This is a genomic window from Spirochaetota bacterium (assembly GCA_035477215.1).
Lineage (GTDB): Bacteria > Spirochaetota > UBA4802 > UBA4802 > UBA5368 > MVZN01.
Window position 1 is genome coordinate 107,708 of the sequence record DATIKU010000044.1, and the last position, 26,060, is coordinate 133,767.

General features: G+C 58.2%; 24 protein-coding genes, 1 tRNA gene and 1 rRNA gene. 4 read left to right on the forward strand and 22 right to left on the reverse strand.

Annotated features, from left to right (window positions below):
- Positions 1-353: 353 nt before the first annotated feature.
- Genes ruvA through VLM75_10560 form a run of 4 tightly spaced genes read right to left on the reverse strand, consistent with a single transcriptional unit; the run spans position 354 to position 3,610 of the window.
- Positions 354-938, reverse strand: coding sequence for a Holliday junction branch migration protein RuvA (gene ruvA, locus VLM75_10545; protein ID HSV97358.1), 585 nt, complete (start codon positions 936-938; stop codon positions 354-356).
- Positions 939-945: 7 nt separating this feature from the next.
- Positions 946-1,458: a crossover junction endodeoxyribonuclease RuvC gene (gene ruvC / locus VLM75_10550; GenBank protein ID HSV97359.1), complete on the reverse strand. Its 513-nt coding sequence runs from the start codon at positions 1,456-1,458 to the stop codon at positions 946-948.
- Positions 1,455-2,210: a YebC/PmpR family DNA-binding transcriptional regulator gene (locus tag VLM75_10555; GenBank protein ID HSV97360.1), complete on the reverse strand. Its 756-nt coding sequence runs from the start codon at positions 2,208-2,210 to the stop codon at positions 1,455-1,457. The genes ruvC and VLM75_10555 overlap by 4 nt, the downstream gene beginning before the upstream one ends.
- A 47-nt stretch (positions 2,211-2,257) precedes the next feature.
- On the reverse strand, positions 2,258-3,610 hold the full coding sequence (locus tag VLM75_10560; protein HSV97361.1) for a tetratricopeptide repeat protein: 1,353 nt from the start codon (positions 3,608-3,610) through the stop codon (positions 2,258-2,260).
- Positions 3,611-3,809: 199 nt separating this feature from the next.
- Here VLM75_10560 and rrf point away from each other — a divergent pair.
- Positions 3,810-3,926: ribosomal RNA gene (gene rrf / locus VLM75_10565) — 5S ribosomal RNA — on the forward strand.
- A 225-nt stretch (positions 3,927-4,151) separates the two neighbouring features.
- On the opposite strand, the gene VLM75_10570 is transcribed toward rrf, so the two are convergent.
- The 17 genes from VLM75_10570 to VLM75_10650 form a co-directional block, all read right to left on the reverse strand.
- Complete coding sequence (locus VLM75_10570; protein ID HSV97362.1) at positions 4,152-4,601, reverse strand: hypothetical protein; 450 nt, start codon at positions 4,599-4,601, stop codon at positions 4,152-4,154.
- 239 nt (positions 4,602-4,840) lie between these two features.
- Positions 4,841-5,374 (reverse strand): hypothetical protein, encoded by a 534-nt coding sequence (locus VLM75_10575; GenBank protein ID HSV97363.1) that lies wholly within the window; start codon positions 5,372-5,374, stop codon positions 4,841-4,843.
- Between the two features lie 76 nt (positions 5,375-5,450).
- Positions 5,451-6,062 (reverse strand): phosphoribosylglycinamide formyltransferase, encoded by a 612-nt coding sequence (purN, locus tag VLM75_10580; protein ID HSV97364.1) that lies wholly within the window; start codon positions 6,060-6,062, stop codon positions 5,451-5,453.
- Positions 6,063-6,151: 89 nt separating this feature from the next.
- Positions 6,152-7,147 (reverse strand): tRNA 4-thiouridine(8) synthase ThiI, encoded by a 996-nt coding sequence (locus VLM75_10585; protein ID HSV97365.1) that lies wholly within the window; start codon positions 7,145-7,147, stop codon positions 6,152-6,154.
- Between the two features lie 2 nt (positions 7,148-7,149).
- On the reverse strand, positions 7,150-8,388 hold the full coding sequence (gene glp, locus VLM75_10590; protein ID HSV97366.1) for a gephyrin-like molybdotransferase Glp: 1,239 nt from the start codon (positions 8,386-8,388) through the stop codon (positions 7,150-7,152).
- Positions 8,388-8,972: a sigma-70 family RNA polymerase sigma factor gene (locus tag VLM75_10595; GenBank protein ID HSV97367.1), complete on the reverse strand. Its 585-nt coding sequence runs from the start codon at positions 8,970-8,972 to the stop codon at positions 8,388-8,390. Before VLM75_10595 ends, glp begins: the two co-directional genes overlap by 1 nt.
- A gap of 36 nt (positions 8,973-9,008) precedes the next feature.
- A complete protein-coding gene (locus VLM75_10600) occupies positions 9,009-10,763 on the reverse strand; it encodes a sodium:solute symporter family protein (GenBank protein ID HSV97368.1) in 1,755 nt (584 codons plus the stop codon).
- 20 nt (positions 10,764-10,783) lie between these two features.
- Positions 10,784-11,242 carry a chemotaxis protein CheX gene (locus VLM75_10605; protein HSV97369.1) on the reverse strand — a complete coding sequence of 153 codons (459 nt, stop codon included), beginning with the start codon at positions 11,240-11,242 and terminating at the stop codon, positions 10,784-10,786.
- A 705-nt stretch (positions 11,243-11,947) separates the two neighbouring features.
- Entirely contained in the window at positions 11,948-12,730 is a 783-nt protein-coding gene (locus tag VLM75_10610; protein ID HSV97370.1) for a type III pantothenate kinase, read from the reverse strand.
- Positions 12,731-12,747: 17 nt separating this feature from the next.
- Positions 12,748-13,776: a HEAT repeat domain-containing protein gene (locus tag VLM75_10615; protein ID HSV97371.1), complete on the reverse strand. Its 1,029-nt coding sequence runs from the start codon at positions 13,774-13,776 to the stop codon at positions 12,748-12,750.
- A 162-nt stretch (positions 13,777-13,938) separates the two neighbouring features.
- Positions 13,939-15,762 (reverse strand): selenocysteine-specific translation elongation factor, encoded by a 1,824-nt coding sequence (gene selB, locus VLM75_10620; protein ID HSV97372.1) that lies wholly within the window; start codon positions 15,760-15,762, stop codon positions 13,939-13,941.
- Positions 15,762-17,141 carry an L-seryl-tRNA(Sec) selenium transferase gene (gene selA, locus VLM75_10625; GenBank protein ID HSV97373.1) on the reverse strand — a complete coding sequence of 460 codons (1,380 nt, stop codon included), beginning with the start codon at positions 17,139-17,141 and terminating at the stop codon, positions 15,762-15,764. Before selA ends, selB begins: the two co-directional genes overlap by 1 nt.
- Positions 17,142-17,153: 12 nt before the next feature.
- Positions 17,154-17,245: transfer RNA gene (locus tag VLM75_10630), tRNA-Sec, on the reverse strand.
- Between the two features lie 70 nt (positions 17,246-17,315).
- On the reverse strand, positions 17,316-18,374 hold the full coding sequence (gene selD, locus VLM75_10635; GenBank protein ID HSV97374.1) for a selenide, water dikinase SelD: 1,059 nt from the start codon (positions 18,372-18,374) through the stop codon (positions 17,316-17,318).
- A gap of 137 nt (positions 18,375-18,511) precedes the next feature.
- Complete coding sequence (locus tag VLM75_10640; protein HSV97375.1) at positions 18,512-19,642, reverse strand: tetratricopeptide repeat protein; 1,131 nt, start codon at positions 19,640-19,642, stop codon at positions 18,512-18,514.
- Positions 19,643-19,819: 177 nt separating this feature from the next.
- Complete coding sequence (locus tag VLM75_10645) at positions 19,820-20,995, reverse strand: acetyl-CoA C-acetyltransferase (protein HSV97376.1); 1,176 nt, start codon at positions 20,993-20,995, stop codon at positions 19,820-19,822.
- 218 nt (positions 20,996-21,213) lie between these two features.
- Complete coding sequence (locus tag VLM75_10650; protein HSV97377.1) at positions 21,214-22,323, reverse strand: hypothetical protein; 1,110 nt, start codon at positions 22,321-22,323, stop codon at positions 21,214-21,216.
- Positions 22,324-22,655: 332 nt separating this feature from the next.
- On the opposite strand from VLM75_10650, the gene VLM75_10655 reads away from it, so the two are divergent.
- Positions 22,656-22,799 (forward strand): hypothetical protein, encoded by a 144-nt coding sequence (locus tag VLM75_10655; protein HSV97378.1) that lies wholly within the window; start codon positions 22,656-22,658, stop codon positions 22,797-22,799.
- On the opposite strand, the gene VLM75_10660 is transcribed toward VLM75_10655, so the two are convergent.
- Entirely contained in the window at positions 22,789-23,424 is a 636-nt protein-coding gene (locus tag VLM75_10660; protein ID HSV97379.1) for a type II CAAX endopeptidase family protein, read from the reverse strand. The genes VLM75_10655 and VLM75_10660 overlap by 11 nt on opposite strands.
- 152 nt (positions 23,425-23,576) lie before the next feature.
- Here VLM75_10660 and VLM75_10665 point away from each other — a divergent pair, with 152 nt between their 5' ends.
- Both VLM75_10665 and VLM75_10670 read left to right on the forward strand, forming a co-directional pair.
- Positions 23,577-24,611 (forward strand): hypothetical protein, encoded by a 1,035-nt coding sequence (locus VLM75_10665; GenBank protein ID HSV97380.1) that lies wholly within the window; start codon positions 23,577-23,579, stop codon positions 24,609-24,611.
- Complete coding sequence (locus VLM75_10670) at positions 24,608-25,930, forward strand: hypothetical protein (protein HSV97381.1); 1,323 nt, start codon at positions 24,608-24,610, stop codon at positions 25,928-25,930. The genes VLM75_10665 and VLM75_10670 overlap by 4 nt, the downstream gene beginning before the upstream one ends.
- Positions 25,931-26,060 lie beyond the last annotated feature (130 nt).

Below are 26,060 nucleotides of genomic sequence, written 5' to 3' on the forward strand. Positions count from 1 at the left end.
GCAATGATTAATTACCTGATATTGCAATAAAAATTGCGTATTATATACTATATTTTATAAGGAAATGTAATCAGGTTTACTATGTTAAATACCCTTTAAAAAAACGGGACGTTCCCCTGCCCTTGAATGCCGGGGCCTCCGCGCGGCTTAAAAGACGGCGGAATTCATTGGTCCGGCAGACATACGACATATCCAACAGAATTGTATTGATAATCCGCGGAATGAGAGGCCGTGAAACGCAGCTGCTGAATCAGGTAAATTCAATTCATACAACCGAAAAACCGTAAGGGCGACGGAACTGCGCGGCGCGGGCCGGTTTGCGGCAAGGTTGCGTGATCAGCCGGATGCCGGACTCACGACGATAGGTTCTTTAGTGCGGCCTTCACCAGGGGCTCGATCGTCAACGATGGGTCGGTACGGAGCAATTCGTCCACGGCCCGCGCCGCTCGGCCCTCGTCGAAACCGAGGGCCGCGAGCGCCTCGATGGCCTCGTTCCTTGCCGACTGCCTTGCCCCCGCTTCGTTCGAAACGACTTCTATATGTTTGAGCCGCCGGGTAAGCTCGAACACGAGCTTCTCGGCCTTGCTGCGCCCTATCCCCGGAACCCTCAATAGCGGCGCCAGATCGCCGGAACGCACCGCCATGACCAGGTCCTCTGTCTTAATTCCAGAGAGGATCGAAAGCGCCATCGCCGGGCCTATCCCGGTTATGCCGAGAAGAACGGCGAATAGATCATGTTCCTGCCGCGAAAAAAAACCGAACAGCCTAAGCTGGTCCTCGCGATGGTAGGTAAAAACGAACAGCACCGCCTCCCGGTGCCCGACGAGGCGTTCGTAGGTCGAAAGCGGAATGCTGCAGCGATAGCCGACACCACCCACATCCACTATCGCTTCCGTGGGTCGAAGGTCCTCGATCATCCCTTTAATCCGCGCTATCATCAGGCTCCTACCTCCCGGAATGCGCCCCGGAGGCGCGTTCCGAGAAAGCCGCACCGGCCCCCGACGAGGCAAGATAATGGCAGGTGGCGACGGCCAGCGCGTCCGCCGCGTCGTCCGACGACGGCGGGTTCTTCATGCCGTACAGGCTTCCCACCATGATCTGCACCTGGCGCTTGGTGGCCTTCCCGTGGCCGGTGACCGCGCGTTTTACCTGAAGCGGAGTGTACTCCGCGCACGAAAGGCCCCTCATGCCGGCGGAGAGCAGCACAACACCGATGCACTTCCCTACATCCATTGCGGTCGTCGCGTTTTTTGCGAAATACAGGCGCTCCATCGCCAGCACGGCGGGTGAATGATTTAAAATAATCTCGTCGAGCTCCCGGTGTATTTTCACAAGACGATCGGCAAGGTCTCCCCCGGGACCGGAAACGATCGCCCCGCAGCCAACCAGTTTCAACCCGTCCTCAATAACCGCCCAACCGAGGGTCCCGAAGCCCGGGTCGATCCCGAGAATCCTCACTTGCCCTCGCTTATCCTTGTCATTATCGCGTCGGGTATTTCGTAGTTGGAGTACACGTTCTGAACGTCATCCTGGTCCTCGAGCTGATCTATAAGCCTCAGGCACTGCTCGGCTTTCTTTTCATCAAGCAGGATGGTGCTCTGCGGAATAAACGTGATTTCGTGAAGTACCAGCCTGTACTGCTTCGTCTGGATCAGGTCGTTCACCTGCGCAAAGCCTTCGGGCGAGGCGGCGATCACGATATTACCGTCCTCGGTCCTGACATCTTCCACGCCGTAATCGAGGACCATTTCGATTATTTCCTCTTCCGTGGCCTGCCCGCCCTCGACGATGATCACCCCCTTGCGGTCGAAAAGATATGACACGCAGCCCGTCTCACCGAGATTACCGCCGTTACGGGAAAACGCGGCACGAATCTCCGGGGTGGTGCGTTTTTTGTTGTCGGTGAGACAGTGGACCATGATGGCCACCCCTCCCGGACCGTACCCCTCGTAGGAGATTTCTTCATATACAGCGCCTTCCAGCGTTCCGGTGCCCTTCTTTATGGCGCGCTCGATATTGTCGGCGGGCATATTGTTTTCCCTGGCCTTGAGAACCGCGGTGCGCAGGCGCGGGTTCGCGTTCATGTCGTCGCCGCCCATCCGTGCCGCGACCGTAATCTCCCGGATTATCTTGGTGAAGAGCGCCCCCCTCTTCGAGTCCACCGACGCCTTCTTCCTTCTGATGGTGGCCCATTTAGAATGTCCTGACATACGCTACCTCGGTTTTTTTCTCAACCAAACGCTTCAGGTAAACCCTCTCAATAACCCCTGCTAATTTTCAACTGTATTTTTACAATCCGCTCCCTTGCCCTCGAAGAGTTGTAATCGAACGCAATGCACTCGCGGTAATACCGCATCGCCTCATCGAGCCTCCCCAGTCGCTCGGAGCATTCCGCAATGTTCCAGCGCACCTTCCCCGAATTGAGCTTCGAATACGAATAGAGCCGCTCCCTGCGCTCCAGGCGGAGCCTGCTCTCCTCTTCCAGAAAAAATTCATACTGGTTATAGGTATCAAAGTCCGGCTTTTTCATGAGCGACGTCTTTACGCCCCGGATATCCGAAGAGAGCTTCTCGATCTCGCGGTCCTTCTCCTCGAGGAGCTTTTTAATCCTGTCCTGAAAAACGATCGTTTCCCCGTAGAGCCGTATGGCCTTCTCGAAGTCGAGATCCCTCATCGCCATGTCGGCGGTATACTCGTAGGCCTTCGACCGCCTGAAGATCTCGCCTTCCGGCAAAAGTGCCAGCGCCCGCTCAAGACTTCGGCGCGCGAGATCGAAATCACCGGTGCGCGTAAAGGCGAGATGGCCCAGCGCGAAATGAATGTAACCGTCGCCGGGCTTTGCGGCCAGATATTTTCGGTAATACCGCACCGTCTCAAGGTACCGCCCGATATCCTCGTTGAGATTTCCGACCATCAGATACAGGCCGGGATCCTCAACGCGGTCACCCTTCCACTGGAGATAGCGATCCAGGTGGAAAATGGCCCGTTTTTTTTCAGCGGTCCGGTAGAGGGCCACGCCAAGCCGCAGCGAGTATTCATGCTTGCGAGGGTTCAGGCTGTAGGCCGCTTCGAGCGCGCGGGCATAGGCCCCGTTATCGCCCCGTTTTTTATACACATCCGCAACCTCCAATAAAATAACGTCGTCCTTTTCCGGCTCGAGTTCCTTGAACCTGAGGGACTGGCCGTAGTGGTTGAGCGACTCGTCAAGGCGATCGAGCCGATACAGGCATCGTGCCGCATCAAGATGCAGCGTGTGGAGTTCGATGTTACGCTCGATAAAGAATCCTTCCGCGACACGGTTGCGAAAGAGGTCGTTTATATTAACCCGTTCCTCGAGCTTTTTGGCGGTTATAAAATCAGTCGGAACGCGCTTGGTTTCCACCCTGGTGTCGTAAATCGCGAGCAGCCGCTTGCGTATGGCATCGTAGGCCTTCGCGTAATCACCCTTTGAATACAGCTCGACATAGTCGGGAAGCGGTTCCTGCGCGCCGAGACGAGCCTCCGGCCGGGGAACGAGAAGCAAGGTAATCGCGGCCACCGCCATGATAACCGTCAGCGCGAGGGCGTGTTTGCTCTGCGCGTTGTTCTTTTCGCAACGATTGTCGCTCATATACTTACTACTATCGGCCTCATTCCGCCCCATCTTGACCGCCGGCACGGCGGACCGGCCCGGCGCCGTTTTCTGTTGTAATACCTGTTGTCAGTACAGAAAATAACAATTTTCATGCTCCGTTAAAAATTTCCCTTAATTTCATTGACAAATAAAAGGGGGGGCGTTTAAGTGCATTCATTACTGAGAGAAACAATTCTCCGGTGGTTATAGAGAAGAGGCAACACCTGTTCCCATTCCGAACACAGAAGTTAAGCTCTTCATCGCCGATGGTACTGCATGGGTAACCGTGTGGGAGAGTAGGGCGCTGCCGGGGTTGCAATAATACAATTTAACTAAAGAGCGCTGAAAGGCGCTCTTTTTATTTATACGGAAAGAAGCTTTCTTCCCGTTCACCCGCCGCGCTTCATGCCGGATGCGATTCGTCAATAACACCGTTTTTTCATCCCCGGCAGCCAGCGGGAGAGGTCATTTCACAGACGAAAAAATACGCCGCGGAAACCGCGGCGTATTGTGATTCTACAGTAATCTGCGGGTTCGCTTATTTCGTCGCGCCGCCCTCAACGCTCGAGCGAAGGCCCTTGCGCTCTACCTGGTACACTATTTCGCAGTTGTCGTCCTTGTCATAGGTGGCCCGTACGATCGTTCCGCCCTTCACCACGCCGCTGAACTCCTTGGCCACGGCGATGCCGGTAGAGGCGTAGTCAGCCGCGCCCGCGGCGCCCTCAAGACGCGCACCGACGAATTTTTCGATGATCCTCTTCTCGGCCATGATTTGAGCCGCTTCCTTCGCGGTTCCCTGGCGCTGGATCTTGTTGGTAAGCCCCGGTTTGGGAACGCCGACAGAGGTCACCCTGAAGATATCGGGGGTTACCCATCCTTCTGTTACGAACGTATCACCCTTGACCTGCCCTCCCATAGACTGACCGCCGCATGCGGTGAAGGCGACACCGACGGCGAGAATCAGGGCCAACGTAACAACTTTTTTCATGGAAAATCCTCCTTGGAAATTTAAAGGGGTCCCCCCCCAGTTCGATTGTATTATTCGTGATGTGGGTCAATGAACCTTCCGCACATCGCACGAGAAGTTCATTGCCAAGTAAAATAACAGCGTTCAAGGCCAAAGTCAACAGAAAAACCAACATTTTTACAGGCCCTGAATTTTTTTGATATTAACAAAATATTGATACTGTCCACATGTCGGCGACGCTCTCCCCGACGGAGTGCGGCCTACTCCTCTCTAAGCTCCTTTAAAAGCGCAAGCTCCAAGAGAATGCACAGAATGGCGAGATTGAAAAGCAGCCACAGAAAACCGAGCTCCCTGGTGGTCGCCCACACGTACATAAGCGCCGCGCCGTTGCCGGAACCGAAACCCACAACGATGAGGCCGGCGTATCTGGCGATGAAATTGGCGATATCGTCGCGGTAGTATTCGCTGGCGGCGACCCGCGTGCTCGCGAACCGCTCGCGGACGACCGGGAGGACGAGGTAGAGAATGACGAAAAGAGCGCTCGAATTGAAAACAAGGTTGTTGGCCAGGAATGGAACGACGATGCCCAGAAGCGCCGACAGCAGGAACACGAGTGGAAATCCCCCCATGGAGTATTTTTCAGCGAGTTTGCCAAGCGAGCCCGAAATATACGGCAGAACGCTCGCAATCTCCTCCCGCGTGTAGACGTCCTTGCTCGAGATAAGGGTAACGTAATAACCGACGGAAAGAAGGAAGAGCACGAAAACGATAAAGACTATCAGAAGATAAAACATTCCACATCCCTCCGAACGCGAGATGGCTGACCGGGAACTATTATGTCACACCATCCCCGCCGAAGGCAAGAATAATTTATTCCCTTATCATTACCTTTCTTCCCTTGACCGAAAGCCCTCCTTCGCAAAAGAGCCGTACCGACTCGGGCAGGATGATATGCTCTTCCCTCAGTATTCTCGCCGCCAGGCTGTCGGCCGTGTCGGCCGGGAGGACCGGCACGGCGGCCTGCATGATGATCGGGCCGGTGTCCACCCCCTCGTCGATAAAATGGGTGGTGCACCCGCTGATCTTTACCCCGTAATCGAGCGCCTGCCTCTGGGCGTGCACCCCGGGGAAAGCGGGCAGAAGGGCCGGATGAACATTGATGATGGCGCTCCTGAATTCACCGATAATAAACGGCGTCAAAAGCCTCATATATCCCGCGGCGACGACCAGGTCGGTCCCGTGCCCCCTGAGCAGGCGCACGATGGCTTCCTCGTGGGATTTTCTGTCCGCGTACGCTTTCGGATCGACAAAGAATGATTTCATGCCGAATTCATCCGCAATCGCGAAGGCGCCCGCGTCCTTTCCGTCGCATATCAGTATGCCGGGCCTGGCAGGTATGTGCCCGTCGCGGATTCTTTCCATCACCGCCCTGAAGTTGGACCCCCTGCCCGACGCCAGAAATGAGACCACCTTATTCTTCATTCGATTATCGGCCTCTTGTCAAACTTGTTGAAAATCCATGAAATATTGGGTTTTACCCCGCCGCATTGACCGGTTATGCGACAACTCCGTTATATCATCATTTGCTTTAAAACGGCATCGTCCAGCGGAACCCCCGACGGCACTTCACCCACGGTGCTCCCCCTCCCGAGCAGTGCGATCCGGTCGTCCCCTTCGGCGGGCTTGCCGTACCTGGCCGCGACCGAGGCCAGAAGTCGAATATCGCCCTCGCCAACCGCACCCCGCGCGAATACAACCGGCCCCTTGAAAGCGGGGAGCAGGAGCAAATCCGCACCCGAACCGTATTTCTCGAGCTTGGCGTTCTCCGTTTCGTTCCGCCCGACGATGAACTTGAGGCCCTCGCGGGCGCGAAAATGCCGGCCGATGGAGAGCAGATACACGTCGAGCATGTCGAAATCCGGGACGTTGTCGAGCAGATCGCGGACCCTTCGCGATATCTGCGGGTCGGTAAAAAGGCACCCGCCGGCCGGGGAGGCGTACCCGGTTATGCCCATGCTCCGGGCAAGCTCCATCTGCGCCGAGCGGCCGCGGCCGCTGATCCCCAGCAGGCGCTCGCGGTCAACCAGACCCTCGCGCTCGGCGATTGTGGGCGGTAAAAGCCGCGCCGAGAGCGGCCGCAGCAGCAGCCCCTTAAGGCCCGATTCGTTCTCGATGTGCCGGAGCATGTGTTTCATCTGCGACATCGGGCGCTGTCCCACAACCTCTCCGGTGGCGACGAAGGAAGCGCCCTCGGACTCCATAAGCTCGCCCGCCTTTCGCAGGAAGTATATCTTGCAGTCGATACACGGATTGCTTCGTTTACCGTATCCGTGCGGGGGGTTTTTGACCATCTCCATGTACTCCCGCCCGCAGCGGAAAAAGCGCATCGGGATACCGTTGTCACGCGCGATCTTAGCGGGGCGGTCCTCCTCCGGACGGAAATCGGGAGCGTGGAAGGGAAGGATGAACATGATTCCTCTCACCTCGACGCCCTGCCCCATCAGGAGCCTCCCGGCGAGCAGGCTGTCGAGCCCCCCCGAGTAAAGGAGGATACCCCTGGCGCCCACGGTCAGATCTCCCCGTGGTCGATGAGCTGTACAAGCACCGTCTCCCCGGCGCGAACGTTGCCGGTGTCCTCGGGAATGATGATGAGGCAGTTCGCGTCGCTCATGGACCGGAGTATTCCGGACCCCTGGGGGCCGGTGGTCGAAACCCTGAAGCACCCGTCGCGCACGCTGAATAGGCCGCGGATAAAGTGGGTACGCCCCGTCTTTTTTTTAATGTCCTCGGCGAGGACCGCGTGCACCAGCGGCTTTTCGATGCGACGCGCCCCCATCATTCGAAGCATCGCCGGGCGCACGAACTGAATGAATGACACCATCGTTGAAACGGGGTTCCCCGGCAGGCCGAAGAAAAGCGTCGCCCCTTTTTTGCCGAAGACACAGGGCTTGCCGGGTTTCATGCTTATCGTTTCGATCAGAATCTCGACGCCAAGTTCCTCCAGGGCCTCGGTCACAAAATCGTACCGCCCCGCCGAGACGCCACCCGTGGTGATCACCACGTCCGCCTCCAGCGCCTCCCGGAGTATCGACGCAGTAACCTCTCTCGTGTCCGGAGCGATCCCCAGGTAACAGGGGTCCCCACCGTACCTTCGGACTTCCGAATGCAGCGTGTAGGCGTTGCTGTTGCGTATCTGGCCGCTCCTCAATTCCGGGCCAAGGTCGACGATTTCATCGCCCGTGGAGAGTATCGCGACCCGGGGCCTCCGGGACACGGGAACGAAGGTATAATTGAGCGAGGCGAGCATGCCGGTTTCGGCCGACCGGATCAGCGCTCCTTTCGACAGCACGACCGCGCCGCGGGAAACATCCTCCCCGGCGCGCCGTATATTCTCGCCCCTGAGGACCTCCCGGAAAACGAGGACATCTCTCCCCTCCTCGGCGGTATCCTCGAACTGGATTACCGCGTCCGCGCCGCGCGGCACCGGCGCCCCGGTCATTATCCGCACCGCGTGACCCGCCGTCACCACGGGCATATCGTCCATAATCCCGGCTTTTACCTCGCCGCGCACGGGAAGCCGTGCCGCCCGCTCCTTCGTCGCTCCCCGCGCGTCCGCGGCGACAAGCGCGTACCCGTCCATGGCCGAGTTATCCACCGACGGGATGTTTACCGACGCGACAACATCCCGCGCCAGGACCCGCCCGGGCGCGTCGAAAAGCGGGACCATCTCAAGGGAAAGAGGCGCGACCTCCGCGAGGATCGTCTTCAGCGCCTCCTCGACCGATATCATCGACGCCCTGCGCGTCATCACGTTTTCCACTCCCTGACAGGGGGGCGCCGCACACTGACCCTCCAGTTGCCAAGCAGTTTCTCAATCTTCGACCTCAACATGCCAAGCGTCTCCTTTTCGATCCTGCTCACCCTGTATTTCGAGAGGTTTGTCTCGCGCACGACCTCGCATACCCGCATATCGGCGAGGCCCCGAAGGGTGATCACGTCACGGTTCTTTTCGGGCAGTGCAAGTATCGAATCCCTGAGCGTCGAGATCACCTCGCCCTCCACATAGGCGCTTTCAACATCGCGGTAAAACTGGTCGTTAAGGCAGATCTCCTCAAGCACCATATCTTCGAAACGCGCATCATTCTTGTTTTTTTTTCGCAGATGATCGTACGCGATATTTCGCGCCATCTTGAACAGATACCACTTCGACTCCGGTGTTTTGGGATCGAGCTCGATACGCCGCTCGAAAACACGAAGAAACAGGTCGTGCACGAGTTCTTCCGACACATGCCTGTCTTTGACGATGAAGAAGATATAAGTCGAGAGCTTACGGGCAAAGGCGGCATAGCACTGAGTGATGCTTTCGTTTAAGGTGGCGTCGATGTTTTCCATATCCATTATACCGATTATCATTATTTTTAAAGCGTTTCAGGCGGCACGATCTTCGCCTTTTCCGATCCTCCAGGCCAGAAGGGCAAACAGTAAAACGGCAACGACCGACAGAAAAAGCCCCTCCCCGTATTCGCCGAAAACGAGATTTCCGATCGCGAACAGGGAGAGATATACAAGAAGAATTCCGATCAGCCAGTTTGCCGCAAGCCCCAGAAGCGAAGGGCCGTCATCCGCTATCCCGGCGGCCTGGCGGATGAGCTTCCAGCCCGGTCCGCCAGGATACACGCGCCGGTAGAAAGCGGCCAGCGTGTTCTGATCGGTGGGTTTCGAGATAAAGGTCGCCGCCAGCCATGTCGCGGTGGTAAACGCCACGATAAAAAACAGGCTTTCGGGGAACACCACGCCGAGGACGAAGCGGGCCAGGATGAACCCCGCGAACGGGGCGATCATCGCCGCGATCTCGGACCAGGCGTTTATGCGCCACCAGTACCAGCGAAGTATGAGGACGAGCCCGAGGCCGGCTCCGCATTCGATGATGAACGCCCACGCGCCGGATATCGATTTGATCACGAGGATGAGCAGGCTCGAGATAACCACCAGCCCGATCGTCGACAGCCGCGAGGCCACGACATAGTGCCGCTCGTTCGCGTCGCGGACGATAAATCTCCGGTAAAAATCGTTGATCAGATACGAACTTCCCCAGTTGAGATGAGTGGATATCGTGGACATGTAGGCCGCCAGAAAGGCCGCCACCACCAGCCCGAGGAGTCCCGGCGGCAGGCAATCCCTCATGGCGAGGATGAAGCCGGTCTTTTTGCCGTCGGCCGGGAGGTCCGGATAGAGCACCAGGCTCGCCAGCGCCACGATTATCCACGGCCACGGCCGGAGCGCATAGTGCGCGATGCTGAACCACATGGTCGCCAGGAGCGAATGGCGCTCATCGCGCGCCGCCATCATCTTCTGCGCAACATAGCCGCCCCCCCCGGGCTCGGCGCCCGGGTACCACGACGCCCACCACTGCACCGCCATATGCGCCAGGAACGCGCTGAACGATATCGACATGATGCCCTGAGCGGCGTAACTCCCTGCCGACCCCACGCCGGGGAAGAAGGAAAAAACGTGCGGGGGGAGCGCCGCCTTGAGCCCCGCGATTCCGCCAACCGCCGGCATGTCGAGAACCCGCACGGCGAGGACGACACAGCCCGTCATGGCGATGATGAACTGGAAAAAATCGGTGACCGCCACGCCCCACTGTCCAGCCACCGCGGAATAGCCGCCTACCAGCAACATACAGGCCATCACCGCGTAGAGTATATACATGTCGTCCACGGCGAAAATGATCCCGAGAATTTCCGCAAGCGCGACGTTCACCCAGCCCATAATGACGCAGTTCATGAACACGCCCAGGTACAAGGCCTTGAAACCCCTCAGAAAGGCCGCGGGAGCGCCCGAGTAGCGTATCTCGATGAACTCGACGTCGGTCATGATCCCGGCGCGCCGCCAGAGTCGTGCGAAGAAAAAGACCGTAAGGATGCTCCCGGCCACCATGTTCCACCACAGCCAGTTGCCGGCAATGCCCTTCTCGGCCACCAGCTCGGTCACCGCCAGCGGCGTATCGGCGGCGAAGGTCGTAGCGACCATCGCCGTTCCGGCTATCCACCAGGGAAGCCTTCGCCCCGACAGGAAGAACTCCTCGGTGCTCCTCCCGGCGCGCCGGGAATAATACAGGCAGATTGCAAGGCTTGCGACTAAATAGAGCAGGATGATAACGGTGTCAACTGTGTGGAGCATCGGCGAACTTCTCTGTCATGCTACTCGTTTTCTTTATAGTAGAGGTCGATATCGAAGCCGCCAAAGGAGGACTTGAACGAGAGGTTGATGTTCTTATAAAATGTCTTAAGGGCTATCGGGTCTTCCTCGACCTCGGGGGGAGAAAGCCGCAATTCGTGATTGAGGAACTGCATCTGGTTGGCGAAGGTTCCCGAAATGAGGTTGGCCAGCTCGCCGGCCACATCATTATAATATTTTTTCAGCGCCCTCGGGTTGTCGTTCTGTACCATCCGCCTGGTTATGAGCCCGAGGGTCTTCTGCGGGAGATTTATTACCAGTTCGCCCGAAATGGTGCCCTCGATCTCTATCGCCACCTTCCGGTCCACCTCGGTGGACTGCGACTCATAGACCTCTTCGATAGTGTGATCGTTGAGGAAATTCTTGAAGATATGGTCGACCGACCTGACGATAAAACGGGAATACCGTTCGTAATTGCTCATGATCTTGCCAGGCAGATGCCCTTTTCTCGCACGGGTAGTTTAATTGAAGAGACGGAGCGAAACACGGTACGGCTCGCACGGAACGCTCGGCAATGCATATCGCACAAACATGAATTTGCAAGTATTTTACCTTATTCCCGGTTTTTTTTACCCTACGCCCCATTCGGCACCCGGCACCCGCCCTTCATGTTTTTTCCGCCTGCGGATAATTCTAATATTGGACACTCAATTTTTTATTTCAAAAATCAGACCGTTTTTGGGCGGGTTAATACAACAAATGGCCCCCCGATATTCAGCCCCGGCGCCTGCTGTGACTTATTAACAATTTACAATTGATCGACATTTTCCTTGTTTCGCCGGGTGGCGCTCGCGCGGACGGGTTTTAGCCCGGCGGAAGGACATAAAATAATTTTTAAAAAAGATATTGCCCTGAAACCGCTGGAAAATTCAGGTGTTATGGATATTCGTGTTAATTTCTTTCCCCTTTTCGCAAAATGAACCGCGTTCATCGCGCTTTCAATTAGTTTCTTCGAAATAAATTTAGTAAATTAATAATTTACGTTCCGGAAATTGTGGATACTGTTGATAAGTTTGTGGATAACTACGGCTATGAAGGTTTACATGCAAATGAATATAAAAATTATATCTCAGTTATTTAATCACCAAAAATACATAATGCGGCAGTTTCGATAAATGCGGGCGGGGCTATATGCGCGCTGTGTGCAGTTCGTAGATTCGTCTGATTCCCTTCATGGTGAGCATCGGGTCGATGACCACCTCCCCTTTCAGCGCGGGGCCGAGCACCGTTCCCGAATACCCCCCGGTGAGAACCACCAGGAACCGCTTGCCGTATTCCTCGTTTATTCTGGCGATCATACCTTCCACGAAAGAAAGCCAGCCGTAATAGAAGCCGGATTTCAGCGCGTCCTCGGTGTTTCCCGCCACGAGCCTGGCGGGTTTTTCGAAGGGGATTCTGGGGAGTTGAGAGGCCTTTGACGAAAGGGCGTCGATGGTTACACCGACCCCGGGGCCGATAATTCCGCCATCGTAGGCGCCATCGGCATGAAGAACGCAGAAGGTTATGGCGGTGCCGATATCGACGATGATACAGTCCCTTGCGTATTCGTGGAATGCGGCCTCGGCGTTGACGATGCGGTCGACCCCCAGGCGTGTTGGATCGTCGTAGCGTATTCGTATGCTGAGACGGGAATCGCAGCTTATCTCGAGCGCCTCCCTGCCGAAATAGCGGCCGGACGTTTCGTGATAGGTTCGGTTTACCTCGGGTACGACGCTGGAGAAAACCACCCCCTCCACCTCCCCGCCCGCTCCGCCGTGGTGATGGAGGAACTGCCGGATAAGCGCTCCAGTCTCGTCCGCCGAGGCGTCTCTTTGCGTCCTGTAGCGATAAACCGCCTCGGGCGGAAGCGCCGTCCCCGTATAGATTCCGAGGACGGTGTTGCTGTTGCCGATGTCGAATCCCAGTATCATGACGGCCGCAGGGTTGATTATTTCGACCGGGCCGCTTTATCCAGGCGGGTCTTCAGGCTGTAATACGCGGCTTTGGCCTCGTCGCGGACATTGTGGTTTTTATCGGCCATCGCCTTCTCTATTCCGTAAAGCGCCCCGTAATCGAATATCTTCTCGAGGGCCTTCACCGCCTCGAGACGGACGTCGTAATAGGGATCGTCCAGAAGCCTGCTGATTGCGCCGACGCCCGTTTTTTCCCGGAGCAGGCCGAGCGAGCGAGCGGCCTCTATCCGGACGTTTTTATACTCGTCGGAGCACGCCTTTTTAATGAGTGGAACCCCTTCGCGGATCTTGAGTTGCCCCATCTGGCGGATGGTTTCGCGCCGCGTAAATTCGCCCTCGGTCATGCGTTTTACGAGGAGCATGAAGGGTGCGTCATTGAGCGCCGCCTTCGCCTTCTCCGTGCCCATTCTCAGGAGCGCGTCCTGTGCGGCCTTTCGGACTTCGATATGATTGTCGACCAGCGCGCCGATTAGCGGATAAATGGCGGATTCGTCGCCGATCTCGCCAAGTGCGCGTGCGCACTGCATGCGCATCTGGTACGCCCTGTCCTCGAGCCCCTCCACGAGATGCTTTATGGAATTGACGTCCCTGATCGAGCCCATGGTTTTTACGGCCTCAAGACGCACCATCGGCTTTTTGTCGTTCAAAGCGAGGAAAAGTATCTTGGAGATTTCAAGGTCGGTGGTGGCCCCCCTGTCGGCGAGAAGGCGCAGCGCTTCTATCTTGTCGCGCTGGGAACCGGAGATGATTATTGCGCGCAGGTTTTCGGTCATGCCGGGCTGTCCGAGCTCGCCGAATTTGAGCGTCGCCACCGCACGCACGCGCGGGTCCGGATCGTCGAGCATCTTTCGGATTTCGCCCAGCACGGACTCGTCCCTCGCGCGGGCCAGGGCCAGGAAGGCCCGCAGGCGTATCTCCGGTTTCCGATGCCTTAGAAGTCCGATGAGCGCTCCGAGGTCGTTCTTTTCAACCAGCCTGTCGATGTTCGGCGAGAAGATTCCCATGTTCGCACACCATACCTTTCGATCTTCGGTTCAACCTCGGGGACGATAAGTTCATGATACGACAAAAGTGGAACGAAAGTCAATACTATATTTGGCCGGCAATAATTATTTATCTGTCAGAGTTGCGTTTCGCACCCGTGCTCCACCCGCCGCCCCGGAAGATCAGGCTTTCATGCGAAAATCGCCGATGCGCTTTATAAGGCCGTCCCCCTCCATCCTGTTGAGGAGGGGGATGATGTACTTTCTCGAAAATGAAGTCGCATCCTTCGCCTCCGCTATGCTGATCTTTTCGTTTCCTTCGAAGAGAGCCATCACCTTTATTCTCAGTTCATCGTATACCTCGCGATGGAGGATTATGTTGCCGTCGAGGCTCACGGCGAATCCGAGGCGGATGAGGTCCCCCAGGTGCCTCTTCCCGGCCTCGTCGGCGGATTTGCCGAGCTCGACGCCTTCGAGCCCCCGGCCCCGCAGCGTATCGAGTACCGTTTTCTTCTCGTCCGGCAGGGCGTCCACGGTAACAGAGTCCCCTCCGAAGAAGCGCCCGTCTTTCTCAATAATGCACTGCTGCCTGACGATGGCGGGGAGGAGCACTTTGCAGAGATCAAGGTCCAGCCCGGTTTTATCGGCGATCTCCCTCAGGTTGGGACCGATCGAGCCCGCTATGGTTTCGGCCACCATGGCGAGCGCTTCGGCATGAAAGCTCGCTTCGAGGAGAAAATCCCCGGCCCTTAGCACGGCACCGCGTTCGATGAGCGACTCGATAACTCGCTCCATCGCGCGCTCGTTTTCCGGGAAAATCGAGACGATCCACGACCATGGCACCGCGCGGCGCACTGCGACAATAAACAGGACGAACTCGTCCCGCGTGTATTTCGAGAAAATCGGAAGGTGCAGGCGCACGATGCGCCGTCCGCCCGCCGAGCGGTAGTCGGGAAGCAGCACCTCCCCGCCGCCGATGATGCGGAATCCCCCAGGATGCGTGACGATGAAGCGCTGCCCCGGATAGAAGAACCAGGGCGCGTCGAACTTGACACGGAGGACACGGTCCTCTTCGCCGCGGTCCTCATCATCCAGAAGGATGAACTTGCCTTTCAGGGCCGTCGTGCCCACGAGCATTTCTATGCCCGTGTTGTTTTTCAGCCCTCCCTTTTTATCGAGGAGCCTCACGCGCACAACGACGTCCGCGGACTGCGTGAAAAAGTTTTTTCCCGTCACGATATCGCCGCGGCCGATCTCCTCGACCGCCACGCCGGAGATGTTGAGCGCCGTCCTCTGCGACGGAACGCCCTCCTCCCGGGCGCTGTGATGGCTCTCTATTTTCTTGACCCTCGCCTCGCGCATCAGCGGAAGCAGTAATATCGGATCGTCCTCCTTGAACCTGCCATTTTTAAGCGTGCCCGTTACGATGGTGCCGTAGCCCTTCGAGGCGAAAACGCGATCGACGAACAGGTAGGGTTTATGGGCGTCGGGTGCCCTGGCGAGCTTTCGAAGATTGGCCAGCAGCACATCCCTCAGCTCCTCGACGCCATCCCCCGTCTTCGCCGAGACGCGCACGATATCGCAGCCCGCGTAGCGGGTGCCCACCATGCGCTCCTCGACCTCGGCGGCCACGAAAGCGATCATCTCCTCGTCGGCGGAGTCGATCTTGTTTAGCGCGACTATGATTCGCTCGACCCCGAGGAGCATCAGCACGCGGAAGTGGTCCTCGGTCTGCGGCATCCAGCCGTCGTCGACGGCGATCACCAGGATCGCCAGGTCGACCCCCCATGCCCCCACCACCATGTTGCGGATAAAGCGCTCGTGTCCCGGAACGTCGATAATGCCCACGGTGCCGAATTTCGGGTAGCTTATGCTGGCAAATCCGATGTCGATGGTCATCTCGCGCGCCTTCTCCTCGGGGAGTCGGTCGCAATCGATGCCGGTGAGCGCGCGTATGAGGCTTGTTTTGCCGTGGTCGATGTGTCCGGATGTTCCGACGATGTACATCAGGTGCCGCCCGGAAGGATTCGGTCTATCGACGCGGCCAGCGCCGGTATGTCGTGCGCGAGCACGGTCCGAAGGTCGAGGGTGAAACAATCGTCGAGGATATACCCGACGACCGGGACATCCTCGTCAATAAAACGCGCGTACAACTCGTCCGCGCTCTGGCCCGGCACGACAATCCGTATACCGGCGCTCTCTATCTCGCGCGCGGGAAGCGAGCCGCCTCCGTAGGTGCTTTTAAGCGCGGCCCGCCTGATACAATCGCGTTTACCGGAAGCTTTCACCGCGCGAAGAAGCCGGGCCGTCTTCCGTTCGACATCATGCCGGCTCTGGTGGATGATATCCCACAGCGCGAGCGATGCTCCGCCGTCGTTGGCGTGCCGCAGCAGAGTCTCCTGAAGTATAAAGTAGGTTATCTTGTCGACGCGGAGCATCCGCATGAGCGGATTTTTCCTCAGGGCGGCGACGAGGTCTTTCCTGCCGACAATGATTCCCGCCTGGCAGGCCCCGAGGAGCTTGTCGCCGCTGAAGCTGACAAGGTCCATACCCTGGACAAGCTCCGATAGGACCGTCGGTTCGAAGTCGGCGCCGAGTCGTTCGTCGCGGACCAGGTTACCGCTTCCAAGGTCACGCACAAGGAGCACGCCCTCGCCCTTCAGGGCCGCCAGCTCGCGAAGCGACGGCGACGATGCGAAGCCCTCGAGCGTGAAATTTGAGCGATGCGCCGAAAATATCATCGCCGTTGCGGGTCCCATGGCGCGCCGGTAGTCCTCGATATCGGTGATGTTGGTGGTGCCCACCTCGACAAGGCGCGCTCCCGTCCGCTCCATTATGTCCGGAATGCGGAAACCGCCCCCGATCTGTATGAGCTCGCCGCGCGAGACGATCACCTCCCGGCCGGCGCCGAATTGATTGAGAATGAGAAAAACGCTCGATGCGTTGTTGTTTACGATCAGCGCGTCCTCGGCGCCGGTCAGCCTGCACACAAGCTCCTCGGCGAAGCCGCCGCGCCGTCCGCGACGACGTTCGGGCAGGTAGAGCTCGAGGTTGCAGTAGCCGCACAGCTCGGCGGACATTTTCTCGAGTATTTCCCGCGCTATCGGCGCGCGCCCCAGGTTTGTGTGGATGATGACGCCGGTACCGTTGATGACGCGCTGGAGTTTCTCGCGCCGTTTCGACCGGCATCGCCGCTCGATGTCCGCAACGAGTCCGTCCGTGGAGGGTGACCCGCCGTCGGTGATCCCGGCGCGGAAGGCGTCGATGACTTCGCGGATAACGGCGACCACGGCCGAGCGGCCGAGTTCATCGATATGCGCCGACGCCCCCGAAAGCAGCGTCTCAACCTGGGGGATGGATCTGAAGAGGTTTTCGGTCTTTTCCATCGGGATACACCATGCGGAAGGGGCAGGAATCGAACCTGCCGCTGCAATAAATTACAGCCCACGGTTTTGAAGACCGCGGGGGCCACCGGACCCCATCCTCTTCCCTGCGATTCGTTTTAAGGCTCTCTCGTTGTAGGCATTAGACCGGGAAGTGTCAATAATTTTATTCGGGCCTCAGGCAAGGCGGAGGACGGGACGGTCGGATTTAGCGACAGACCCGATACGTTTCGCGGCGGTAACCCCGCGCGCGTGAAGCCCGGCGAGGAGCGCGTCGCACTCGGTCGCGGGAAGGGCGACGAGCAGCCCGCCCGAAGTCTGAGGATCGAAGGCGATATCGGCGAGCTCGCGACTAACCGCCGCGTCGATTGCGCACAGGTCGCCGACATGGTCCCTGTTGCGGTACATCCCGCCCGGGATGAGTCCCCTGGCCGCGTTGTCCGCGGCGCCGGGCAGAATCGGAAGGGCTGCCGAATCCACGACCACCTCGAGCGAATCGCCGGCGAGCATCTCGCGCAGGTGGCCCATAAGGCCGAAACCGGTAACGTCGGTGCAGGCGTGGACGGAAAAACCCTCCAGCGCGGCCGCGGCGTCGCGATTGAGCGCCCGCATGGTTTCGATGAAGGGGCCGAGTATGGCCGGGTCGCCTTCTCCGGCCTTTACCGCGGTGCCGATGATCCCGGTTCCCAGCGCCTTGGTGAGCACCAGCGCGTCGCCCTCGCGCAGCCCGCAGTTTTTCAGCGCTTTCGCCGGATGAACAATCCCGGTAACGGAAACGCCGTATTTGAGCTCCTCGTCCTCGACGCTGTGGCCGCCAAGGAGCTGTACGCCGGCTTCGTTCAGAACGTCAAGCCCTCCCTGGAGAATGCGCGCGAGGACGTCCATGCTGAACTTTTTGGTGGGGAAACAAACGATATTCATTGCGGTCACAGGCCTGCCACCCATGGCGTAGACATCCGAAAGGCCGTTCGCGGCCGCTATCTGTCCGAAGACAAAAGGATCGTCCACGATGGGCGTAAAGAAGTCCACCGTCTGGATAAGCGCGATCTCGTCCGTCAGCCGGTACACGCCTGCGTCATCGCTGTTTTCCATGCCCACTATGACCCGCTCGTCATAGGGAATGGAAAGCCGCTGCATCACCTGGGCCAGCTCCGCCGGCCCGATCTTGGAAGCTCAGCCCGCTCCCTTGACCGACTCGGTGAGACGCTGTGCGTCGAGTTTCTGGATTTTACACATGTCTTCCATGCGCCATAGGGTAGGGCCGCGCACGCCATTTGCAAGGATTTTTAACGGCCGCCGGGCGGTGCACTTTCACGGAAGCGCCGCCCATCCAAACCACGGGCCTCTTCATCGGTCATGCACGCGGCCCTGGATCAGTAAGTATAATAATCGTACTGTTCGGCGAGGTTTTCTATAAGCCTCTGTTCCTGCAGGTTTTTAAGATGCCGGCGGAGCTGTTCGTTCTGCGGATCGCGTTCAAGCAACTGGCGGACGAGCGCGATCCCTTCGCGGTACCGTTTCAATTCGCGCAGGCACTCGATCATGGCGAGTTTTATCTCCGGGTACTCGGGGTTGAGAGATTCGGCCTTTTTGTAGAATTCCAGAGCATATGAAAACTCGCCGTAGGCGTGGTGAATGCGCGCGAGATCCAGCGCCGCCTCGAAGAAATCGGGCTTCATCTGCAGTGCCCTTCTCAGGCTCGCCATCGCGATACTTCCCTTTTCCAGGTTATAGTACGCCATGCCGGTATAATAATGGGTGGCGTGCGACTCGGTTCTGAACTCGATGGCCTTCGCCAGACATTCGACCGTACGTTCGTACTGCTGCGAATGGTAGGCGAGGACCCCCAGCCGGTGATGGGCGCTGCCGAAGTTTGCCTTGTATTTTACGGCGTTTTCGAGATGGATTCTCGCGTTGACGGGATCGCCGATGTTAAAATAAAGACTGCCGAGATTATACTGCAAAAACGGATTGTAGGGATTGATCTCGAGAGCCTTCCGGAAGTGCACGAGGGCAAAAGGATACTTGTTCAGTTTGCAGTAGAGGGCCCCCAGGCTGTTGCGCGCCCTCGCGTAATCGGGCGCGATCTCTATCGCTTTCAGGTAACTTTCCACCGCCAGCCGGTATTCCCCGGCCGCCGACAGTACCAGGCCCGCGTAGTAGTGGTACTCACGGTCACGGTCGATCGGGTATCTCCCGGCGAAATCGCGAAGCTGTTTATCCATCTCGGCGTTCCTTTCGAGAAGATGCAGCCGGCGAATCTTCGCCATGTCGACGCTTCGCTGGTATTCCAGCCGAAGCTTTTTATCGAGCTCATCGCCGGCCGCCGCGGACTTCTCTTCCGGAGGCGTCTCCTTCAGCTCGACAGTCTGCGGGGCACCCTCTTGGATGGGGGGCCTGGGCTGCGCCCCGGCGCGGTCGCCGTTCAGTAAAACCCCCACCACGACTATCGCGGCAATTCGCGCCACGATACGGGCCGGGATGATGGTCGAATCGAAAATCATTGAACTATTCTCCTCCCGATCGGAATTTGCCGCACCGGCTCTGTGGCATACTGCGCGTCCATGACGCAGTCAGGCTCGCTCCCTTTGGGGAACGCCCCCTTGAAAACGACTCCGGGTCCCGCGTGAAGAGCTCATGCGGGACCGTTGTGCCGCCCCGCATGCGCCACACCGACAGGCCTACATCTCGACGGTTATCGCCGAACCCTGCCCGCCCCCGATACAGAGCGTCGCGATGCCCTTCTTCGAGCCGCGCTTTCGCATCTCGTACAGAAGCGTAACAAGAATGCGCGCCCCTGACGCGCCTATGGGATGGCCGAGCGCTATCGCTCCACCGTTGACGTTCACCTTCGAGGTGTCCCAGCCCAACTCCCTGTTCACCACCACGGCCTGGGACGCAAAGGCCTCGTTCGCCTCGACGAGATCGAGGTCTTTCACCTTCCAGCCGGCCTTTTCGAGCGCCTTGCGGCTGGCTGGGATCGGGCCCGTGCCCATGATCGCCGGATCAACCCCGGCCGAGGCGTACGACGCTATACGGGCGAGCGGCTTAAGGCCGAGAGCCGTGGCCTTTTCCATCGACATTACGACAAACGCCGCGGCGCCGTCGTTGATCCCCGAGGCGTTCCCCGCGGTCACCACGCCGTCCTTCTTGAATGCGGGCTTCAGCCTGGAAAGCGCGTCGAGTGTGGTCCCGAATCGGGGATGCTCGTCGGTGTCGAACACGGTTACGCCCTTCTTGCCGGTCATCTCGACCGGTATGATCTCATCCTTAAACCGCCCCGCCTTGATCGCGTTCTCCGCCTTCTGCTGGCTCTCAAACGCGAAGGTGTCCAGCTCCTCGCGGGTAAGTTTCCATTTTTCCGCAACGTTTTCCGCGGTAATGCCCATGTGATACTGGTTAAACGCGTCCCAGAGCCCGTCTTTGATCATTATGTCCAGGAGGTTTGCGTCGCCCATGCGATACCCCCAGCGCGCACCGGGGAGCGCGTAAGGCGCGAGGCTCATGTTCTCGAACCCGCCGGCCACGACAACGTCCGTGTCGCCCGCTTTGATCATCTGCGCGGCGAGGGAAACCGAACGCAGGCCGGACGCGCAGACCTTGTTGATCGTCATCGCGGGGACCTCCTGCGGGATCCCCGAATGTATAAGAACCTGTCTGGCGGTATTCTGCCCCAGGCCGGCCTGCAAAACATTGCCCAGCACCACGTTTTCCACCTGCGAACCTTCGATACCGGCCCTTTTTATCGCCTCTTTGACCGCCACAACGCCAAGCTGTACCGCCGGCACGTCCTTGATCGCTCCGGCAAATGTACCGATAGGAGTCCGTACCGCTGATACGATGACCACTTCTCTCATATCCACCTCTCATGTTTATAAATATCCATACGGCGCTCATGCGACGCGAAACCCGGAACCACCCCGTCGAAGGCGGAGTGATTCCATCGCTCCGAATCGCTTGCCGCCACCGGAGTCAATCCATGATGCGCCGGTTCCGCAGGCCCTCGTCAAGAATCGTAGTGCGCCGGCATTTGTAAAGTATAAATAGCATCTCCCGGCCCAGGCCGGAACGCTCGCTACAGAAGGAGGGGGTCGAATCCCATCGACATAAGGTAGGCCGACAACTGGGAACTTCGCTCATCAAGATGTACATCGCCATCAGCCACAAGGCGCTCCATCGCCATCATGACCTCTCCGCCGAGGAACTCGAGCAGCCTCGACACCCTCTCGAAAAGCTCCGCGGGCACGCCATCGGCGAGGTAGATGAAATGCCGCAGGTTTTCCTCGTCGAGGAGGAGGCCGCGCATACAGTCGCACTTCATGAGGCCGAGGATGCGGGACAGCGATTCGTATATGCGGGATTTGAGCGAAACGGTTCCGAGGTCGTGCCGCAGGATGTCGTGCAGCGCCAGGATCATTGCCCGGCAGTCGGCCGGGTCTTCCATCCGCCCGGCGGCAAGCTCGATCTCGACCACCCTGAACAGGAGCACACAGCCGGATGCCGGCTCACTGCCGGGCTCCCCCGACACGTGGCTTATTAGCGCGGAGAAATCCGTGTCGCCGGCGCCGCCAAGCATTTCCCAGCCGTCGAAACGGCTGTTATCACTGCCATTGAGGCCGATGACCGCGAGCACCCGAAGATCGTTTTCGTACTCTCCCCTGGCTATTTCATAAAAAAAACCGATCAGATCCTCGGTCCGAAAGGATATCATCGCGCGAAGTATCGGGAAACGCAGGTGACGCTGCTCGAAGAACTCCGACATCAGCGTGGGAATCAGATCGGCAAGAGAATAATGGCGTATAATGAGCGCGTCATCCGTTGTGATGGCCCGGGAGTGAAGGTTCGTCCGATACTGCTCCATGCCCCGGTTCAGGCAAAGGAAAACCTCGAGCCGGCGGTACAGGTCCCCGAGGATATACTCCTCCACCCTCCCGCCTTCGCTGTCGGCCGGCTCGCTTATCTCAAAGACGATCTGGTCCAGCAACTCGACAAACGCCATAGACACGGGGTCGGGCCGCTCGAGGATCGCGCGTCCGGGCCGCGGCCCCACCATGCCCGAGACCAGATCCGCGACTGCCGCAAGCGCCGGACGCGGCGAATCGTATTTCTCGATTCGATCCCGGCAGACCGCGGCGATTTCGCCGAGGCGTTCGGCGCTTATCATGTCGTTCTTTCCTTTTCTCATACTGTCGCCGACCGTACGGCGGTGTTTCTTCCGTGACGCAGAGGCCGCATGGTACGGACTATTGAAGAAAACGGTACGCGGCCTGTCGACAGTTTTTCATGAAACCGCTCTAATAAATCACTCGTTTCATGACCCGGGGGCACATGCAGCCCCCCCGGCAGGGGCGTTACCTGCCCGGCCCACACAAGTTGAATTCAGGCAACAAGTCCCGCGCTTTTCCTTGAAACTCTTGACACACGGGCATACCAGTCCCCAATATCTCACTCCTGGCGGGCGATTCCGCCCCGACGCATCCGCCCCGCAGGGCCGATCGAACAATACCGGAGATACCCATGAACCTTGTCACCATCCTGGGAATTTTTATTTCACTCATAACCGTGGTATGCTTGGCGGCGTTTCGACGCTCCTCGGGTAGAGAGAAGACAGTAGAGACGGGAAGCTGGGAAGAGGTGTGGCGCGAGCGCCTTAAAAAGTGAGCAACCCGGAAAGAAGCACCAGAAAGGAGCGAAGCGCGGCCACAAGAACGACCGACGAGGTCCTCAAATAGAGATATCCGAAAAAAAACCCGGTCAGCAGAAAAGCCGCGAAAGTCCATTTCCCGCCCGCCATTGCGAAAAACAGGCCGAAAAGAAGCGATGAGCATACAAAGCCCGCCTTCCGGCCCATCATGTGCGAAAGATGGTATTGCAGATATCCCCGGAAGAACACCTCTTCGAAAGGAATGACAACCAGCAAGAGGACCAGCATTATCTCCCCTCCCGAAAGGGTGGAAGAAGCCCCATAGAAACCATAAATGAGCGGCGCCTTAATAAATTTGGACAGAAGAAACTGTACACCGACCAGGACGCCGAAGGCGGCGGCGAGGACGCCCATTTCGCGCCTCCGCGACGGCAGGGCAAACAGTCTGGGGGCCGTAAGCAGGTTTCTATCATATAGAAGCGTGACCAGGGTCAGGAGGAGAATGAACAGCGCATACTGGTAAATAAAGGTAAAATAGGCGTGGTGAAAGCAAAAATATCCGCCAAGGAAAAAAAACAGCACTGGAACAAACTTCACCAGCGGCGGGCGCGGCGTGGGATATGCATTCCCCAGGTTGGTCATTCGTAATCCCTTAAAATATCCCCAGGCCGCGGTCAAGAAATTATTTACGCACCGTTTTTCACCAATGGTCGACGTAAAAAAAACCGGAATATCAAAAATAAATTTACCGGATCGGGCTCCGCGATCGTTTTTCATTCAGGGGGGGGTGAAAAATGATACGATACATCGCGCCGGCCGCAACGTTCGTCTTCGCGCTCCTTGCCGGCGCACTCTTCGGCGGGACCGTTCTCATCAACGAAATCGCCTGTGAGACCGCAGGCGACGACTGGGTGGAGCTTTTTTATTACGACGAAGAGGAAACCTCCATCGACATCTCGCCGCTCTTCGTTACCATGTATTACGGCACGAACGAGCGTCTTGGAAGCGAACCCATCACCCTCTACTCCCGGAACCGGCCGGAAACGCCCTTTGACGATCGCTTCGCCGTGGTGCACCTCGCCAGGCCCGGGATGTCCGATGAAACGGATTCCACTGGCGACACAAATGGAAACGGCATCCTCGACGTCTATTGCAACAATTACTTCAGCAGCCTCTGGAACACCGATTGCGTGGTATCGATAGATACTGACGACGAGCCCGCCAACGGCGGGATAATCGATTTCGCCGCCTATTCGAACCGCGACGGCTCGCTCAACTCCACGATCGGCTCGTACACCGGGCACGCCATCGGATTTGGGCAGTGGGAGAGCCTTGCCGGCGACCACGGCCAGGCCTGTATGGTCGACATCGGAATCGGCGGGCTCAAAGCGCACCAGTCGATCGCGCGAAAAGATCCCCACGACAGCAACACCCAGGCCGATTTCGCCATCACCTCGGTACAGACGCCGGGGAGAGAGAACATCTTTTCAGGCGATTTTGCGGGCTCCAATCGTCTCTTCAGGGCGCTGAAAAAGACATCGGTGATGGATGCGGACGGCGGCGCCGGCGTGCCACCATCGATCGATGTGTTCGTCTACGAACCGTGCAACCTCCGGTTAAGGGTTTTTTCCCCGCTGGGCAGGCTTATTTACGAAAGCCCCCTTTACCGTGATGTCTTTCCGGGGCCCTTCTCGATGCCGTGGGACGTTCGCGGCGCCGGCCGCCGGGCCTCGACCGGTCTGCATGTCGGACTTATCGAGGCGACCGCCCCGCGCCTCAAGCGTTCCGACTCCGAGCGTATTTTCATCATCCCGATACGCGGCCGATGAATACGCTGTTGATCGTTCTCATGGTTTTGCAGAACCCGCCCGCGGCATTCGAATACCGGGCGAATTCCCCGGCGGCCCTGTTTCCATTCGTCTGCGCGATTTCAGACCCCGCCCTTGTCAATACCGGAAATCCCGCTCATATTCCGCTCCGGAATTCGTTTCATTTCGGCATTTCGTACGCCCGGCCGTACGCGCTTGAAGGGCTGAACGCCGGCACGACCCATGCCGGGTATTCGGACGGAACAAACGGCATTGAGGGCTTATACTCCCTGTTTGGAACTGACGAATATCGTGAGCGCGGATTCGTGCTGGGCGCCGGCAGGCGCTTGCACCCGCGAATGACGGCGGGAGTCGTTGTGGCGCGCCACGATCTGTCCATAGACGCCGACGGATACTCGCGGCGGCATTCTCTCCTCGATTTCACCGCGGCCGTCATCATAATGCCGTTCGAATGGCTGCACGCCGGTTTCATCCAGGAAAACATACGCTCGGCCTTCGACGAGTCCGACGGGCTCGTTTATCCGTCATGGAGCGCCGGCGCGGCGGTCCTACCGGCCAGGGGGATGACGATAGCCTGGAACCTCAACCGTGAATACTATGGCACGATCAACAGCGTATCGCTTTCGGCCAACCTGCTCCCCCGGGTCGGCATCCGGGTGGGCTATGCGCGCGAGATATCATGCTTTTCCGGAGCGGTGCTCTTCAGCCTGGGACGCCTTGTCGTCTCCTATGGCATCCGGCAGCATGCATATCTTGGCGCGACCCACTCCGTAGCGGTCACGGCGCTTTCAGCGGACACGTTTTTCGAGGAGATCCGTTATGAAACGCTTCGACGGCGGCGTAATAATACTCCGCCCGTGCGGAAGATCGACATCAACAAATGCGAGCTGGAAGAACTGGCCGAGATACCGGTACTGCGCGAAGGGATTCCCGAGCGGATTATAAAGTACCGCGAGATGATCGGGCCCGTCTCGCGCCATGCCCTGCGTCAGATCGGCCTGGAGGAGCGCGAAGTAAACGAGCTCATGGACCACGTCGAGGGACTCGCCGACGATCCAGGCCGGAAGGAGCGGTATAGCCGGTCTCCGGGCATCGGCCGGGACGCGCAGGCGTCCAGGCCTTTCGCCTCGAACGAGAAGCGGAAGGAGCTCTTCTCCAGGCTTGTCCATAGGGGCGTTCCCGCTTCCCTGGCCCTCAAGATCGCCGACCGTGCCCGCGATCTCGGCAGGGATGAACTTATCCGAGAGATTGCCGGCATGAAGGACGTACCGGAGCACATTAAAAAAGCGATCACCTCCGCATGTTCCGAAACGCGGTAACCTGCCTGCTCGGCTGGGCCATGGCCGCGTCACCCGCCGTCGGCGGGGACACCGGCCTGTATGTACGCGGTGAACACCGCATGGATGCACGCGATTATGAGAACTCCGCAAGCCGGTTTTACCGGCTTGC